Genomic DNA, 17,125 nt, shown 5'->3' on the forward strand with positions numbered 1-17,125 from the left:
GACGCGGAACCTGGTGTCGGCGGCTCCGGCGAGTGACATGCAGCGAGGCGGCCTATGGCCCTTGCGATTGCCCTGGTCCTGATCATCCTGTTGGCGGTGGGGTTTCACTTTGCCAGTCCATGGTGGATCACGCCGATCGCGTCGAACTGGGTGCGCATGGACGACATGCTGACGATCACGCTCGTCATCACCGGCGCATTCTTCATCGCCATCAACCTGTTCATCGTGGTCGCGCTGGTGCGTTATCGCCACCGCAGCGGGCACCGTGCGGCCTACGAGCCGCACAACCGGAAACTGGAATGGTGGCTGATCGGCCTGACCGCCATTGGCGTCGCAGCATTGCTGGCGCCGGGGCTGTTCGTCTACGCGGACTACATCCGGCCGCCGCGCAACGTGCTGCAGATGGAAGTGCTCGGCCAGCAATGGCAATGGCGCTTCCGCTTCGCCGGCCCCGGCGGCAAGCTGGGCACGACCGACGTGCGCTACATCAGCAACGACAACCCGTTCGGCCTGAATCCCGCCGACCCCAACGGCCGTGACAACTACCTGATCGAAAGTCCCGAGGTGCACCTGCCGCTCAACCGGCCGATCCAGGTCCTGACACGGTCGCGCGACGTGCTGCACGACTTCTACGTCCCGCCGTTCCGCGCGCGGATGAACATGGTGCCGGGCATGGTGACCACCTTCTGGTTCACGCCGACCAAGGCAGGGCGTTACGACATCCTGTGCGCGCAGCTTTGCGGGATCGGGCACTCCGGGATGCGCGGCGTGGTGGTGGTGGAAGACGAAGCCGCGTTCTCGCGCTGGCTGGCGCAGCAGACCACGTTCGCGCAGCAACAGATGGCCCACGTGCAGGCTGCACCGGCTGCGGCCGGCGGCAGCGCGCAGGCGCTGGCCAACCTGGGCAAGACGCTCGCGGCGGCCAAGGGCTGCGTCGCCTGTCATACCGTGGACGGCAGCCCGCTCGTGGGCCCGACCTGGAAAGGCCTGTACGGCAAGACCGAAACGATGGCCGACGGCAGCACCGCGAAGGTGGACGAAGCCTATCTGCGCGCGTTCATCCGAAATCCGACGGCGCGCGTCGTGAAGGGCTTCTCGCCGATCATGCCGCACTTCGACCTGAGCGAGCAGGAACTGACCGCGCTGGTGGCCTATATCAAGGCGCAAGGCGGGACGCCCGCCGGCGCCGCGGCCCAGCCCGTGGCGGAGCAGACGAAGCAGACGGAGCAGACGCCATGACCTACGCGCACACCGACCACGTCCCGCACAGCTTCTGGACCCGCTATGTGTGGAGCCAGGACCACAAGGTGATCGCCGTGCAATACGCGCTGACGGCCATCGCGATCGGCCTGGTCGGCCTCGTCCTGTCGGACCTGATGCGGCTGCAGCTCGGCTTTCCGGGCAAGTTCGCGTTCATCGACGCGAACCACTACTACCAGTTCGTCACCATGCACGGAATGATCATGGTGATCTACCTGCTGACCGCGCTGTTCCTGGGCGGCTTCGGCAACTACCTGATCCCGCTGATGCTCGGCGCGCGCGACATGGTGTTCCCGTTTCTCAACATGCTGAGCTACTGGGTCTACCTGCTGGCCGTGCTGGTGCTGGTGTCGAGCTTCTTCGTGCCGGGCGGGCCGACCGGCGCGGGCTGGACGCTGTATCCGCCGCAGGCGATCCTGCCGGGTACGCCGGGCGTGGAATGGGGCATCGTGCTGATGCTCGTATCGCTGGCGATCTTCATCGTCGCGGCCACGATGGGCGGCCTGAACTACGTGACCACCACGCTGCAGGCGCGCACGCGCGGCATGACGCTGATGCGCATGCCGCTCACGGTGTGGGGCATCTTCATCGCGACCATCATGGCGCTGCTGGCGTTTCCGGCGCTGTTCGTGTCGGCGGTGATGATGCTGTTCGACCGGACGCTCGGCACCAGCTTCTTCATCCCGGCCGTGGTGTCGATGGGGCAGACGCTCAAGCATGCCGGCGGCAGCCCGCTGCTGTTCCAGCACCTGTTCTGGTTCTTCGGGCATCCGGAGGTCTACATCGTCGCGCTGCCGGCCTTCGGCATCGCGTCGGATCTCATCAGCACGCACGCGCGCAAGAGCATCTTCGGCTACCGGATGATGGTGTGGGCGATCGTCATCATTGGCGCGCTGAGCTTCGTGGTCTGGGCGCACCACATGTTCATCGCCGGCATGAATCCGTACTTCGGTTTTTTCTTCGCCACCACGACGCTCATCATCGCCGTCCCGACCGCGCTCAAGGTCTACAACTGGGTGCTGACGCTGTGGCGCGGCGACATCCACCTGACGGTGCCGATGCTGTTCGCCATCGGCTTCATCAGCACCTTCGTGCTGGGCGGGCTGACCGGGCTCTACCTCGGCAACGTGAGTGTGGACATCCCGCTGTCGAACACGTATTTCGTGGTCGCGCACTTCCATATGGTGATGGCCGTGTCGCCGATCCTCGTGGTGTTCGGCGGCCTCTATCACTGGTACCCGAAGGTGACGGGCCGCATGCTCGACGACACGCTCGGGCGCGCGCACTTCTGGATCACGTTCGTCGGCACCTATGCGATCTACTTCCCGATGCACTATCTCGGCATCCTGGGCATGCCGCGGCGGTATTACGCGTATCAGGGCTACAGCTTCATTCCGCATTCGGCGCAGACGCTCAACACGTTCATCACCCTCGTCGCGCTGATCGTCGCGGCGGCACAGTTGCTGTTCCTGTTCAACCTCGCGTGGAGCCTCAGGCACGGCCGGCGTGCGGACGGCAACCCGTGGCGGGCCACCACGCTCGAATGGCAGACGCCGCAAACGCCGCCGGTGCACGGCAACTGGGGGCCGACGCTCCCCGTCGTCTACCGTTGGGCGTACGAATACAGTCCGCCCGGGCAAGAGGAAGACTTCGTGCCGCAGAACCAGCCGCCGGCGACGGCCCCTGAACCTGAAGCGCCCCATCCGACGCTGCACCCCGGTGAGGCACACGAATGACCACGCTGCCGCGCCCCTTCGTTCCCGACGCGCCCCCCGGCTTGCCGAACGCGGGCCGCACCGGCCTGGTCGTTTTCATGGCGGTTGCCACGACGCTGTTTTCGCTGCTGTTGCTCGCCTATGCGATGCGCATGCGTGAATCCGACTGGCAACCGATCCCGCATCCGGCGCTGCTGTGGTGGAACACCGGCGCACTGGCGCTGGCCAGCATCGCGATGCAGCGCGCCCGGCGGATAGGCCCGTACCGCACGGTGTGGCTGGTATCCGGCGGCATGCTGGCGGCCGTGTTCGTGATCGGGCAACTGACGGCGTGGCACGTGCTGTCGGCGGCCGGAGAGACCGTCACCGTCAATCCGTCCAACAGCTTTCTCTACCTGCTGACGGGCCTGCACGGGTTGCATGTGCTGGGCGGGCTGGCGGCGTGGGGCGTGACGATCGCGCAGCTTCGGCGCGCGGACCCGTTCCGGGCCCGACAGGCCATCGCGCTGTGCGCGCTCTACTGGCATTTCCTGCTCGCGGTCTGGCTCGTGCTGCTGGCGGCGATGTGGTGGCTTACCCCCGGGATCGTCGCGGCCCTCTGCGGGCCGCTGTATGGAGCCGCGCCATGACCGCGCCCACGATCCACACCGAATCCGCGGCCGATTCGCCTGCGGCTTCGACCGCCGACGCGCGGCCCGACGGATGGCGCGGCATCGTCACAGACTGGTCGTCCGACCGCGAAGCCTTCAGGGTGCCGTGGGGCAAGGCGATGATGTGGATCTTCCTGCTGTCGGACACCTTCGTGTTCAGCAGCTTCCTGATCGGCTACATGACGGTGCGCATGTCGACCACGGCGCCGTGGCCCGATACCGCGAAGGTGTTCGGGCTCAGCGTGGGCGGCGTGGAAGTGCCGTTGCTGCTGATTGCGATCATGACGTTCACGCTGATCAGCAGCAGCGGCACGATGGCGATGGCCGTCAACTTCGGCTACCGGCGCAACGCACGGCCGGCCGCCGCGCTGTTGCTGGCGACCGCATTGCTGGGCGCGACCTTCCTGTCGCTGCAGGCATTCGAATGGAGCAACCTGATCTTCCGTGAAGGGATCCGCCCGTGGGGCAACCCGCTGGGCGCGGCGCAGTTTGGCGCGTGCTTCTTCACGATCACCGGGTTCCACGGCTTTCACGTGACCTGCGGCGTGATCTACCTGCTGCTGATCGCGCGCAAGATCCTGCGGCCGGGGTTCACCGAACACGGCAACTTCCAGATCGTCGAGATCGCCGGCCTGTACTGGCACTTCGTTGACCTGGTGTGGGTGTTCATCTTCGCGCTGTTCTATTTGTGGTGAGGCTGGGCATGGAACACACCGATCCCGCCGATCGTCCCGACGCCGCGCACGGCCAGCAGCATCCGATCGGCCTCTACCTGAAGATCTGGGGCCTGCTGTTCGTGCTGAGCACGTTCTCGTACCTGGTCGACTACTTCAACGTGCAGGGCGTGATGCGCTGGGTGCTGATCGTCGTGCTGATGATCGCGAAGGCCGGGCTGATCGTGTCGATCTTCATGCACATGATGTGGGAGCGGCTGGCGCTGGTGTACGCGATCCTGATACCGCCGCTGTGCCTGCTCGTGCTGATGGTGCTGATGGCGGCGGAAGCGCATCACACGTTCGGGATGCGGGAGCTGTTCTTTCGTTGATGCGTTCGCCGGTTGTGCGTTGGCGCGACGGGCGCTGCGCATCGCGATGGGCGCGATGCGTGCGATACGTGCGCCATCGACGGACGCTGTTGCGGAGCGGTCGGCGCCACGTCATCGGGGAACGACGCTTCCCGGACGTCCGTTCACGCAAACCTGAAGGGAGGACCCCATGAAATTTTCACGTCGACGTTTTATTGCCGTCACCACCGTTCTCGCCTCTGCGCTCGCCGTTGGACGTCGCGCGGTGGCGGCGGATGCCGGTGCCGGCGTCGTGCAGGAAACCGATGCAAACGCGCAGGCGCTTGGCTACAAGACGGATGCCAGCCGGGTCGACCATGCGAAGTACCCGAAATTCCAGGCGGGCGAGGCCTGCGCGAATTGCCAGTTCTTCCAGGGCAAGGCCGGCGCGACGACGGGGCCGTGCGCCGTTTTCGGCGGCAAGCAGGTCAGTGCGAAAGGCTGGTGCAACACCTATACGAAGAAGGCGTAGCGAAGGAGGGACGGCCTGGCGAGCCGCGGTCTTGCTCATTCAGCGCCTCGCCAGTGTCGGGATTCACGCTTTCCAGATCCTTCGTGGCAGGTTGATCTCGCGAGTTCTTGTACGCAACCCCACCTTCGCGCGTTGAGTCTTTACTTCTACGCGGGCCGTGCGGCCAGACCTTTGTGGCGGCAGCCGACCCGAAGCGGCCGTTTGGCGTGGCACAAAGTAACGGCCGCTTTCGAAGCATCACGCACCTTGCTCATTCCCCTCAAGGATTTGACGCCGCGCAAATTCGTTCGGCAACACAGCCTTCGGCCGTACGCCGAAGGCTCATGAAAGCTTGAACGCTGCACCCTCTATCCAGGAAACAGGGGGATGGGCACCTTGTTATCAACCCAGCGCAGCATAAGTAACCTGCCATTCGAACCAATCGATGGTATCGCGAGGGTCAGTGGCTATCGCATGAATCGTGAAGCTTTGTGGCGTCGGAAAGTCCACGCGCAATCCGGGCCAGGGTTCCGGTTTGGGATCGTTCTTGTAGATATGAATCGGCAAGACCGTCACCGAAACAATACCGAAACCCGGTGGAATCGTCGGGTTAATGCGTGCGGGCAGATCGGCGGTACCTGTTACGCCGGAATTCCAGCCAATGCGGGTCGGGCTCGCGCCTTGACGTCCCAGAAAAGTCTGCCATATGAACCAGTTGATACCGTCGCGCGGTTCCGTCCCGTCCGAACTGAGAAATATCGAGCCGGACTCCGTAAATTCTGCAATCAAGCCGGGCCAAGGCTCGGGATTCGGATCATTGGAGTAAATGTGAATGGGTAGAATCGTGACCCCGGCAATGGCGTCATTGGGGGAGAGCTGGGTACTGATTTTTTGTGGCAGCGAAGCGTTCGAGGTCACGCCGGATTTCCAGCCTCGCGGCTGATAACCCGCCGGTGCAGTCCCATACGTAACCTGCCACATGAAAAACTGGATTGAATCGCGCGGATTATAAGGCTCTGCCGCCAATATGAATCCGCGTCCGTCGGTCGTGAAGTTGGTCTGTAGCCCGGGAAACGGCTCGGGATGTGGGTCGTTGGAATAAAGATGAATAGGCAAGACCGTCAGCCCCAAGATGATCGTGCCAGCTGGTAACGGCGGAAGTACCGATATAGAGCCCTTTTGCTGCAGAGTGTTGTCGACCGTTCCGGAAATCCATCCAGAGGGAGAAAATCCGGATGCTCGATTGTCTGACATAGCATGCTCCGTTGTGAAAGGTAGTTTAAGAAGCCCTTCAAGTACGTTTACATTGCTGCTACAACAGCTGCGCTAAATCTTTGTGTGACTCATTTTCAAAAATCGATCGATTATTTTTTATTTCGAATGCAGGGATAGTAGTTATGAAAATGACGTAACGATACCTGTCAATCTTGGCAGGACGAGGTCGATGATGTGGCGCGCATTATCGTTGCGCGAGCGGCGGATAACCGATGCGAAGTTAACGTCCAGATTTCGGGTCAGCGAAATAGGCGAACGACGCTACATGGCCGAATCCAGTCGGCTGTCATTGCGATATTCGCGACGAAGTCAAACTGGCGGAATTCGATTATCGGCAGGGGGTAATCGGGATGGAGATCCGCGAAACATTCAGTCCGCGTTCCCACCAGGCGCAAGCGCCACCTTCACGTATCATCGCCAGGCCACAACGGCAGTGGCGTGCTGTCGATCGCGTAATCGGCGAGCGCTTTGCCTTCCAGCCATTTCGGCCGCGGGCCGAGGCCTGACCAACTGCGGCCCGACGACGGATCGTAGTACTTCGCCGCCGCGCGCTTCGCCTTCGTCGGCACGTAGCCCAGCGCCGACAAGACTTCCTGCTCGGTGATTCCGTACAGCGCGACCTGCTCCCTGAAGATTGCCAGAGCGGCTTTCTTTTCCGCCACCTTCGCCTGGGCCAATTGAAGATCGACCTGCCCCAGTTCGAGTTGCAGTGCGTGAAGGGTCAACGTTTCCATAGGTCCTGTTCCGCGCCTTGTCTCAAGGTAGTGTCGTGCGTTCATTCCGTATGTCTCGCACGTCGAACGCCGGATCGAACAGCCGCACCGGCTTGATACTGTCACCACGCAGACAGGCCATGATCGGCTCGATGTGCGACGCGCGCGCGTTCCGCATCCGGTCGCGCGTTCGCGCGACGCAGCTTGTCCGCCGTTGCCGGTCGTTCGTCCTGAAATCGCGAGACGCGCCTTAACCGAAAGGCGTCACCGACTGGATCGCGAGCCTGAGCGTGAAGATGACGGCTGCTGTCGCCAACAACGCCAGCAGGCCACCGAGACATTGATAGGCGATCGGGTACCAATGGTCCTTGAACGTCTCGATCTTCGTCCCTTTCATTCTCTGTCTCCTGAGATCGCTTTCAAACAGGAATACAAGCACTCGGCAACATCGATCGTCAGCCATCCGCATTTGCGCGCGACCTACGTTCGCGCGTCGCTCCATCCGGGCCGCGTCACCGCAAAGGCTGGTACTTCCTCGCATCCCGGCTATCGGTGCCGCCGCCGTCAGGCGATGCGCCGCGTTCCTTCGACGATGCCCGAAGCGTCCATGCGAAAGCGAGGCCGAGCAGACCGGAGATGCAGTACCACGGCAGGGCAGGGGCGGGCACGACGTCGGAGACGAAACCGAAAATCGCGGGAACGGACGCAATCGCAATCTGGTTGATGGCCATCGCAGCACCGAGCACTTCACCGACCTGCCCCTCCTCTGCGCTGTCCGACAGCCAGACCACCCACGGGCCGTACCAGCCGAAACAGCACACGCCGATCAGCGCCGAGAACGTGACGACGACCCACGTCGCCGAATGCGCGGGCAGCGATGCCGCGGCGATCAGCGCAACGGGCGTGATGCCGAGGCACAGCGTGACGAACCGGCGCTTGCCGTCAGCGATGCGATCGCTGATCGCCGACAACACGATCCGGCCTGCCGAGCCGCTCAATTGGACGACGAACAACACCCACGCGGCATCGGTCGGTGAATAGCCGAAACGACGCTGCGCGAAGATCGCCCAGAAAATCGAGATCGCGGTCTGCGCGCCGACGAGCACGGCACCGACTACGGAGATTCGCCGGAATCCGGCGTCGCGGAGATGGTGTTTCAGGCCATCCAGCGCAGACGTGGACGCACGCTGCGCGTGCCGCGGTGAATTCCGGAACACGGCGCCGTACACGATGGCGGATGCTGCGAGCACGGCACCCGCGGCGAGCATCGCGCGCGTCCAGTCCGTGTGGATGAGCAGCGCAGGGAAGAACACTGCCGCCAGTGCACCGCCAAGCGGCAGCGCAGCCTGCCTGACGCCCATCGCGAGGCCGCGTTCGCCGGGCGGAAACCAGTGATAGATCGCCCGGCTGCCGCCCGGCTGAACCGGGCTGTAGCCGACGCCGATCATCACCATGCCGGCAACGAGCCCGGCGTAGCCGGAGGACAGCGCCACGAGCGTCATCGCGACGCTCAATATCGTCAGGCCGAGGACGACGGGCCAGCGCTCGCCGTATTGATCCAGCACGCGCCCGACGAGCGCGAGCCCGAGAATGGGGACGACGTTCGAGAACGTCGCGAGGCCGCCGATCTGGCCGAGCGAAAGTCCGAACGTCTTCTGCGCGAACGTGCCCCACACACCGATTCCCTGACTCGCGAGCGCCGCGGTCAGTTGCGTCAGTGTCGATACGCCGAGCACGTACCACCGATAGTCTGCTGACTTCAACCGGACAACTCCGTTGCAAGGCTCATGCGAATTCAGGTTGACGCGGGCTCGCGAGGCGGCCAGCCTCGGCATCGTGCAGGTGGCTCGACAATTTGCGGTAGTAGCGAGCCATGTCGTTCAGCAGGTCGATGCTCGATTGCCGCAGGAGCGACCAGTCCGGCACGAATTCGGTCGCCGAACAGAAATCGTCGAATCCCTGGACGAGCGATGCGAAATGCCCGCGCTCCGTTTCGCCGAGATGATCGTGGATGAAGGCGAGATCCTGCTTCCACGTGTCTTCCGGACGCTTCAGCACATCGCGGTGCCAGCGGGAAAAGCGTGACGCGGCAAACGTGAATTCCGCGTGGTTGTACAACTCTTCCGGCAGCGAGATCAGCATGGCCCTGCCGAGATCTTCGCCGTTCTGGCGATAGCGTCGCGATGCCGGGATGACTTCCTTGAGCCCATGGATCGCGTAACGGTCCAGTTTCCACGCGTCGGTACCCGCGAGACGGTTGGCAAAATCGTCGTAGAGTTGCTGATGGTCGACGCCGCCGATGCCGACATCTTCGTGCGACACCTCCGACAGGCGCGTCGCGCAACGATAGAGGACATCACGGTGCGTCGCCGATTCCGTCTGCTCCGCGGTGCCGAGCAACCGGAACGTCAGCGCGCAGAAGCTCGCCGCGCCCGTCCCGGGGCTGCGCCAGTTCTTGAAGAAGAGGCAGCGTGCGGTTTCATTCCACGCGCGCGCCGTGAATTCGTCGAAGAAGGATTCGATGACTGCCGTCGCGTCGGATGCCTGCTCGTACGCTTCGTATAGCGCGTTTCGTACTTCGGGATTGGACACCAGCGCGATCTCGACGCCGGCGATCTTGCTCATGTTGCTCATTCGCTAAGCCTCCTAACACTCGCTATCAAGTGGGCGACGGAGCGCGGATGGACGCGTGCGGCTCCGCTTGTGCGACGCGCGGCGGTCGGGCCGCGAACGTCAGCCTGATGAGCGTAAGGGGGCGTGTCGATGCGTTATGTCGATGGCAGGTCAGGACTGTCGATTTCCTGCCGCTCGGCCGCGCCCCGGCGCCGCAGATGTCGCGGCGAGAGGCCGAAGGCCTTGCGCATCGAATAAGCGAAATGAGGGGCCGACGCGAAGCCCACGGTGTTCTGGATGTCGACCACCGGCAACGTGGTCGAGAAGAGCAGCCGCTTCGCTTCTGCGAGGCGAGTGTCGAGTACGTACTGGCCGATCGATTGACCCTGTTCGGCGTGGAACCATCTCGACAGCGTCCGTTCGGATGTGCCGAACTGACGCGCGAGCGTCGCGCAGGACAGGTCGCCGTCGAGGTGTTCGCCGATATGAATCCTGACCTCGCGCACGACGTCGGCCGGCTCGCGCGAGCGCGACGGCAGGACGGAGGTCATGATGCGGCCTGCCTCCTGCAGGATGAGCAGGTCGAGTTCGTGTGGGCCGAGAAGCGGGCCGGATTTTCGGGCGAGATGCGCGCGCACGCGCAGCAGGTCGGAGAGGAGCAGCGACGTTCCCCATTTCTCCGACTGTTGTATGGGCGAGCGCAGGTCCGCATTGCCCTGCGACATCAGGTTGTCGATGTTCAGGTAGTAGCAGAGATGGCGCTGTCCGGGCGTCGCGGACACGTGGTGGATGTGCCGTTCGGGGACGAACCAGAGACTCCCGCTCGCCAGGACATCGCCGCGCGCCTGGCGCGGCGACGACACCGAAAAGATGCCGTCGAGCGGGACGAACAGCATGTCGTACGAGTGGGCATGCGGGCCATTGGAATAATGGCCTTGATTGTCGCAGACGACGTCGAAATCGATGTTCATTGCAACGCTGCGGTTAAAAGGAACAGGTGAAGTGTAGGACGAAAGCGGGAAGGGAGCGTTGCCACCGGATTCCCGAGACTTCGGATACGGATGGCAACGGGAATTCCGCAGGATGGAAACCGGAAGCCAGGTACAGGGGCAGCCGGGAAACCGTATTCGGATGCAGTCGGAAGCGGCGAAGCACGGCATTCCGACGGGTCGCGACTGCACAAGGCGAGTGTCGAGAAGGCGATACAACGTCGCATGGCGGACGCGTACTTGCCTTCACATCCACGACCTGGTTGACAAGGCCTTTCCGCCTGGGGGTATCTTCGTCGGCGTTTCGCTACTTGCTTCCACCATTGCCGAACATTACAGTGATCCGATGAAATCCACGATCCTGCCCGTGACTTCCTGAGGCCGCTCAAGGCTCGGCAGATGGGCGGTACCTGATATCGGGTGGAAGATTCCGTCAGACACGGTATTCGCGACGTAACGGCTCCGCTCCTGAATGCCGGGAAGGTCAAGCTCGCCGCACATCACCAATGTCGGGACTGAAATTTCTTCCAGTCGCCCATAGGCAATCGGTGCATCCGTGTTCATGCCTACCGGGGGCAAACCGAGGGCGATAGCGTTCATCTCGTCAAACAGCTTGCGAGCCTCACACTTCACGCGCCCTTCGTGCTGAAGCGGTCCGTCAAGCCAGAGACTCGCGCGTATTGCAATGGCTTCTTCAATGTGGCTGTTGGCTTCAGCGTCGGCTAAACGGGCAATCAAATCGTCAACCTGCGCCGCATGGATTATTTTTGGCGCGCCGGTCACATTCGGCGCAACAAGAACCAGAGCGCGAACACATGACGGATATCGAAGCGCTGCGTCGAGTGCTATGCCCCCTCCTTGAGAGCAGGCCACCAGTATTGCAGGGGTGCCGTCTGTCACCGACTTGATAACGGCGATCAAATCGTCAACCGAAGAATGGCTTTCTGCTTCAGCAACTGTTTCTCCAAAGCCTCGTCGATCATAGGCAATGGCTTGGAGACTCGTGCCTGTTTCACGCATCTGGTGGCCCCACATCCGGCGGTCCGCGACTCGTGCGTGCAAAAACACGATCGGGTCTCCACTGCCGACGACTTCGGTCGCCAGAGCGGCGCGACCGGACGTAACCAGAACGCTGTTCTTCATGCGCTATCCGATATGTGAGAATGGACTCAACACCCGATGTGCGGGGCGTTTCGTTTCCGGCGTCGAGCGTGTGAAGCTCGCCCTTTGCGGCTTACGGTCATGCAAAATTTGCAGGTTTCCCACCAGGTATGCCGACTGAACTGCGAGCGTGCCGTGTTCGCGGAGCAAGGTAGCATCAAAGACTCTCGCGCGCAGTCGGGCGAGTTTGCGGTGACGGCTCGGGTTGCAGGCAAGCTGGCGCTGCAGATGTACCGTCTCGATGTCGAACGTGTCGAATTGGCCGGGCTTCCCGATCCTCCCCATCTCGACTGCCACCTTGAATCGGGTCTCAATCGCCCTGGCCAGGGAAGTCGGACCGCGAGCGCATCGAGGCATGCGTCACGTCCGAACCGGGTTCCGGCTTGAGCGAACAGCGTTCCGGGTGACGTGAATCCCGACCGCCAGCCGCCTGCCCATGACGCCCCCAGGGTCGTCATGGAAAACTGTATGAATATACAGTATAGTGTCCGTCGAAATCGAGTCGCACGGGTACAACCTTGCGGCCCGCGCGCCGCGCCTGCGGGCATCCGCCGCAGCGTCCCGGCACCGTGAACTCTGGCTAACTCATTCAGACGGGCAGGCAAATTGTCATCCAGCAATCTGATCCGCATTCGCGGAGCACGTCAGCACAACCTCAAGAATCTTGATCTCGACCTGCGCACCGGCGAGATGACGGTCGTCACCGGCCCGTCGGGCTCCGGCAAGTCGAGTCTCGTGTTCGACACGCTGTACGCGGAAGGCCAGCGGCGCTACGTCGAGACGTTTAGCGCGTACGCGCGGCAATTCCTCGACCGGATGGATCGCCCGCAGGTCGAGCGTGTCGACGGCGTGCCGCCCGCGATCGCGATCGACCAGACCAACCCGGTCCGCAGCTCGCGCTCCACGGTCGGCACGATGACCGAGCTGAACGATCACCTGAAGCTGCTGTACGCGCGCGCGGCCGAGCTGTTCGACCGCAAGACCGCGCGGCAGGTGCGGCACGACACGCCGGAGACGATCTACTCGGATCTCGTCGCGCGCACGCAGGCGGACGATCCGCGCGTCGTCGTCACGTTCCCGGTCGAGCTGCCGGAAACGGTGTCCGACGAAGAAATCGCCCAGTGGCTGTCGGCGAGCGGCTATACGCGCGTGCAGGCGCAGCGCGAAGTCGCGTCGCCCACCGGGCTGCGCAAGGTGCTCGACGTGGTGGCCGACCGCTTCCGCGTGCAGAAAACCGACAAGGTGCGCGTCGTCGAGGCGATCGAGGCGTCGCTGAAGCGCGGCGGCGGGCGCGTGAACGTGTACGTGCTCGCGGCGGAGCCGGAAAGCGCGGATGGCGCGGCGGCCGAGCCGCAGGTGTGGCGCTTCTCCACCGGGCTCCACGATCCGGACAGCGACCTGCGCTACGCGGAGCCGCAGGCGGCGCTGTTCTCGTTCAATTCGGCGTACGGCGCGTGCGAAACGTGCCGCGGCTTCGGCCGCGTGATCGGCGTCGATCTCGGCCTCGTGATCCCCGACGCGCGCAAGACGCTGCGCGGCGGCGCGATCAAGCCGATGCAGACCCCCGCCTGGAAGGAGTGCCAGGACGACCTGATGCGCTACGCGGCGAAAGCCGGCATCCCGCGCGACACGCCGTGGGCCGAGCTGTCGGACGCCGAGCGCGACTGGGTCGTCAACGGGTCGCCGGACTGGAACGGCAAGTGGCAAAGCCAGTGGTACGGCGTGAAGCGCTTCTTCGGCTATCTCGAGTCGAAAGCGTACAAGATGCATATCCGCGTGCTGCTGTCGAAATACCGCAGCTACACGCCGTGCGACGTGTGCGGCGGCGCGCGCCTGAAGACGGAATCGCTGCAATGGCGGCTCGGCTCGAAGGAAAACGCCGACGGCGTGCTCGCGCCGGCCGGTCGTTTCATGCCGCGCGGCGTCGACTGGAGCCGCGCGCAGCTCGAAGCGCTGCCGGGCCTGACCGTGCACGACCTGATGCTGTTGCCGATCGAGCGCATTCGCCGCTTCTTCGACGGCATCGGCCTGCCGAGCGCGCTGCTCGACGATGCGCTCAAGCTGCTGCTCGCCGAGGTGCGCACGCGCCTGAAATACCTGTGCGACGTGGGGCTCGGTTACCTGACGCTCGACCGGCAAAGCCGCACGCTGTCGGGCGGCGAGGTGCAGCGGATCAACCTGACGACGGCGCTCGGCACGTCGCTCACGAAAACCCTGTTCGTGCTCGACGAACCGAGCATCGGGCTGCATCCGCGCGATCTCACGCGGATCGTCGAGGCGATGCAGCGGCTGCGCGATGCGGGCAATACGCTGGTCGTGGTCGAACACGATCCGTCGGTGATGCTCGCGGCCGACCGGCTGATCGACATGGGGCCCGGCCCGGGCGAGCGCGGCGGCACGATCGTCTACGACGGCACGCCGGGCGACATCCGGTCGGCGCACACGCTGACGGGCGAGTATCTCGGCGGTCGCAAGCATGTCGCGCACGCGTCGAACTGGGCGCGTCGCGTGGTCGACGCGAACACGCCGCGCATCGTGCTCGAGGGCGCGAGCGAACACAACTTGCGCGACGTGACGGTCGAGATTCCGCTGCAGCGGCTCGTCTGCGTGACGGGCGTGTCGGGGTCCGGCAAGTCCACGCTGCTGCAGGACGTGCTCTATCCGGCGATGGCGCGGCACCACGGCAAGGCGACCGAGTCGCCGGGCGCGTACCGCGGCCTCACGGGCGCCGACCAGGTGGGCGACGTCGTGTTCGTCGACCAGTCGCCGATCGGCAAGACCACGCGGTCGAACCCGGCGAGCTACGTCGGCGCGTTCGATGAAATCCGCAAGCTGTTCGCGAAGGCGCCGCTCGCGCTGCAACGCGGCTACGGCGCCGGCACGTTCAGCTTCAACTCGGGCGACGGCCGTTGCCCGACCTGCGGCGGCTCGGGCTTCGAGCACATCGAGATGCAGTTCCTGAGCGACGTCTACCTGCGCTGCCCCGATTGCGACGGCAGCCGCTACCGCGCCGAGATTCTCGAAGTGCGCATCGAGCGCAACGGCCGCGCGCTGAGCATTGCCGACGTGCTCGACCTCACCGTCAGCGAAGCGGCCGCATTTTTCGCGACCGATGCCGAGGTGTTGCGCGTGCTGCAGCCGATCGTCGACGTCGGCCTCGAATACGTGAAGCTCGGCCAGCCGGTGCCGACGCTGTCGGGCGGCGAAGCGCAGCGGCTGAAGCTGGCCGGCTTCCTCGCCGAATCGGCGGCAGCCGTCAACGGGCGCCGGGTCGTCACCGAAGAGGCGCGCATCGCGCGGGCGAAGCTGTTCATGTTCGACGAGCCGACCACCGGGCTGCACTTCGACGACATCGCGAAGCTGATGCAGGCGTTCGGCAAGCTGCTCGCGGCCGGCCATTCGCTGATCGTGATCGAGCACAACCTCGACGTGATCCGCGCGGCCGACTGGCTGATCGATCTCGGCCCGGAAGGCGGCGACGGCGGCGGCCTCGTGCTGTGCGCGGGTACGCCCGACGACGTGAAGGCCTGCTCCGAATCGCATACGGGCGTGGCGCTGCTCCAATACGACCGCGCGATGGATGCCGAACTGGCGCTCGCCGACGAAGGCAAGCCGCTGCAGGCCGTGCTGAACGCGGCGCGCGAGCGGCGTGCGATCGAAGGCGAAGACGTGGTGCGGATCGTCAACGCGCGCGAGCACAACCTGAAGGCGCTCGACGTCGACATCCCGCACGGCAAGTTCAACGTGATCACCGGCGTGTCGGGTTCCGGCAAGTCGACGCTCGCGTTCGACATCCTGTTCCACGAAGGCCAGCGCCGTTACCTCGAATCGCTGAATGCGTATGCGCGCTCGATCGTGCAGCCGGCCGGCCGCCCCGAAGTCGACGCGGTGTACGGCATTCCGCCGACCGTCGCGATCGAGCAGCGGCTGTCGCGCGGCGGGCGCAAGAGCACGGTCGCGACCACGTCCGAGGTCTGGCACTTCCTGCGGCTGCTGTACGTGAAGCTCGGCCTGCAGCATTGCATCCACGATGGCACGCCCGTTACGTCGCAGTCCGTCGAATCGATCGCCGCGCAGTTGCTGCGCGATCATCGCGGCGAGCACGTCGGGCTGCTCGCGCCGCTCGTCGTCAACCGCAAGGGCGTCTATACGGATCTCGCGAAGTGGGCAAAGGCGCGCGGCAGCACGCATCTGCGGGTCGACGGCGAGTTCGTGCCGGTCGATCCGTGGCCGAAGCTCGACCGCTTCCGCGAGCATACGATCGAACTGCCGGTGGCCGACATCGTCGTGTCGCCGGACAACGAGGCCGAACTGCGGCGCGTGCTCGACGAGACGCTCGAGATCGGCAAGGGCGTGATGCATCTGCTCGCGCCGCTCGACGGGCTGCACCATGCGATGCAGAACGATCACTCGACCGCGCGCGTCGGCACGGTCAAGGTGCTGTCGGTCAAGCGCGCGTGCCCGGTGTGCGGCACGAGCTACCCGGAGCTGGACCCGCGGATGTTCTCGTACAACAGCAAGCACGGCTGGTGCACGACCTGTGTCGGCACCGGCGTCACGCTCACGCGTGAACAGCGCGCCGCGTACGACGACACGGTGCTCGCCGGGGATGATCGTGGCCGCGAGCAGACACTGCCGTCCGACGAGCAGGAACCGGAAGGCGTGGGCAACGAGCCGTGCCCGGATTGCAACGGCACGCGGCTGAACCCGTCCGCGCGCGCGGTCACGTTCGACGCGCATCCGATCGTCGAGGTCGCGCAGTGGACGGTATCCGACACGCGACGCTGGATCGACGGGCTGGAACTGACGGGGCGCGACGCGCAGATCGCACGCGACATCGTCAGCGAGATCGGCAGCCGCCTCGCGTTTCTGGAGGAGGTCGGGCTCGGTTACCTGAGCCTCGACCGTGCGGCGCCGAGCCTGTCGGGCGGCGAAGCGCAGCGCATCCGGCTCGCCGCGCAGCTCGGCAGCAACCTGCAGGGTGTCTGCTACGTGCTCGACGAACCGACGATCGGCCTGCATCCGCGCGACAACCAGATCCTGCTGGACGCGCTGCGCAAGCTGGGCGACAAGGGCAATACGCTCGTCGTCGTCGAGCATGACGAGGACACGATCCGCCGCGCCGATCACATCATCGACGTCGGCCCGGGCGCCGGCAAGCGCGGCGGCACGCTGGTCGCGCAGGGCGCGGTCGCGGATCTGGCCGCGCAGTCCGATTCGGTGACGGGGTGCCTG

Annotated in this window: 14 protein-coding genes; 7 read left to right on the forward strand and 7 right to left on the reverse strand. The window is 64.4% G+C overall.

Going from position 1 to position 17,125, the window contains the following annotated elements:
• The first annotated feature begins 54 nt into the window (after positions 1 to 54).
• From G3N99_RS02940 to G3N99_RS02965, 6 genes are all read left to right on the forward strand, one after another.
• Positions 55 to 1,239, forward strand: coding sequence for a cytochrome c oxidase subunit II (locus G3N99_RS02940; RefSeq protein WP_206121600.1), 1,185 nt, complete (start codon positions 55 to 57; stop codon positions 1,237 to 1,239).
• The gene (ctaD, locus tag G3N99_RS02945; RefSeq protein ID WP_174933346.1) at positions 1,236 to 2,996 is read left to right on the forward strand and encodes a cytochrome c oxidase subunit I; all 1,761 of its coding nucleotides are present in this window, start codon (positions 1,236 to 1,238) and stop codon (positions 2,994 to 2,996) included. Before G3N99_RS02940 ends, ctaD begins: the two co-directional genes overlap by 4 nt.
• Positions 2,993 to 3,604 (forward strand): cytochrome c oxidase subunit 3, encoded by a 612-nt coding sequence (locus G3N99_RS02950; RefSeq protein WP_206121601.1) that lies wholly within the window; start codon positions 2,993 to 2,995, stop codon positions 3,602 to 3,604. Before ctaD ends, G3N99_RS02950 begins: the two co-directional genes overlap by 4 nt.
• Positions 3,601 to 4,320 (forward strand): heme-copper oxidase subunit III family protein, encoded by a 720-nt coding sequence (locus G3N99_RS02955; protein ID WP_206121602.1) that lies wholly within the window; start codon positions 3,601 to 3,603, stop codon positions 4,318 to 4,320. Before G3N99_RS02950 ends, G3N99_RS02955 begins: the two co-directional genes overlap by 4 nt.
• Positions 4,321 to 4,328: 8 nt before the next feature.
• Entirely contained in the window at positions 4,329 to 4,670 is a 342-nt protein-coding gene (locus G3N99_RS02960; protein WP_174933340.1) for a cytochrome C oxidase subunit IV family protein, read from the forward strand.
• Between the two features lie 169 nt (positions 4,671 to 4,839).
• A complete protein-coding gene (locus G3N99_RS02965; protein ID WP_174933338.1) occupies positions 4,840 to 5,160 on the forward strand; it encodes a high-potential iron-sulfur protein in 321 nt (106 codons plus the stop codon).
• Positions 5,161 to 5,541: 381 nt separating this feature from the next.
• Here the strand turns inward: G3N99_RS02965 and G3N99_RS02970 are convergent, their stop codons facing one another.
• The 7 genes from G3N99_RS02970 to G3N99_RS03000 form a co-directional block, all read right to left on the reverse strand.
• A complete protein-coding gene (locus G3N99_RS02970; RefSeq protein ID WP_206121603.1) occupies positions 5,542 to 6,393 on the reverse strand; it encodes a hypothetical protein in 852 nt (283 codons plus the stop codon).
• A gap of 425 nt (positions 6,394 to 6,818) precedes the next feature.
• Entirely contained in the window at positions 6,819 to 7,148 is a 330-nt protein-coding gene (locus tag G3N99_RS02975; protein ID WP_174938807.1) for an H-NS histone family protein, read from the reverse strand.
• Between the two features lie 229 nt (positions 7,149 to 7,377).
• Positions 7,378 to 7,524: a hypothetical protein gene (locus tag G3N99_RS02980; RefSeq protein WP_174933331.1), complete on the reverse strand. Its 147-nt coding sequence runs from the start codon at positions 7,522 to 7,524 to the stop codon at positions 7,378 to 7,380.
• Between the two features lie 115 nt (positions 7,525 to 7,639).
• Complete coding sequence (locus G3N99_RS02985) at positions 7,640 to 8,890, reverse strand: MFS transporter (RefSeq protein ID WP_206121604.1); 1,251 nt, start codon at positions 8,888 to 8,890, stop codon at positions 7,640 to 7,642.
• Positions 8,891 to 8,912: 22 nt separating this feature from the next.
• Positions 8,913 to 9,761, reverse strand: a complete 849-nt coding sequence (locus G3N99_RS02990) for a hypothetical protein (protein WP_206121605.1) — start codon at positions 9,759 to 9,761, stop codon at positions 8,913 to 8,915.
• A gap of 134 nt (positions 9,762 to 9,895) precedes the next feature.
• Entirely contained in the window at positions 9,896 to 10,900 is a 1,005-nt protein-coding gene (locus tag G3N99_RS02995) for an AraC family transcriptional regulator (RefSeq protein ID WP_206121606.1), read from the reverse strand.
• A 162-nt stretch (positions 10,901 to 11,062) separates the two neighbouring features.
• Complete coding sequence (locus G3N99_RS03000) at positions 11,063 to 11,872, reverse strand: alpha/beta hydrolase (RefSeq protein WP_206121607.1); 810 nt, start codon at positions 11,870 to 11,872, stop codon at positions 11,063 to 11,065.
• 624 nt (positions 11,873 to 12,496) lie between these two features.
• Here G3N99_RS03000 and uvrA point away from each other — a divergent pair.
• On the forward strand, positions 12,497 to 17,125 hold a 4,629-nt coding region (uvrA, locus tag G3N99_RS03005; protein ID WP_206121608.1), incomplete at its 3' end, for an excinuclease ABC subunit UvrA.

It is taken from the genome of Burkholderia sp. Ac-20392 (assembly GCF_017104585.1).
GTDB lineage: Bacteria > Pseudomonadota > Gammaproteobacteria > Burkholderiales > Burkholderiaceae > Burkholderia > Burkholderia lata.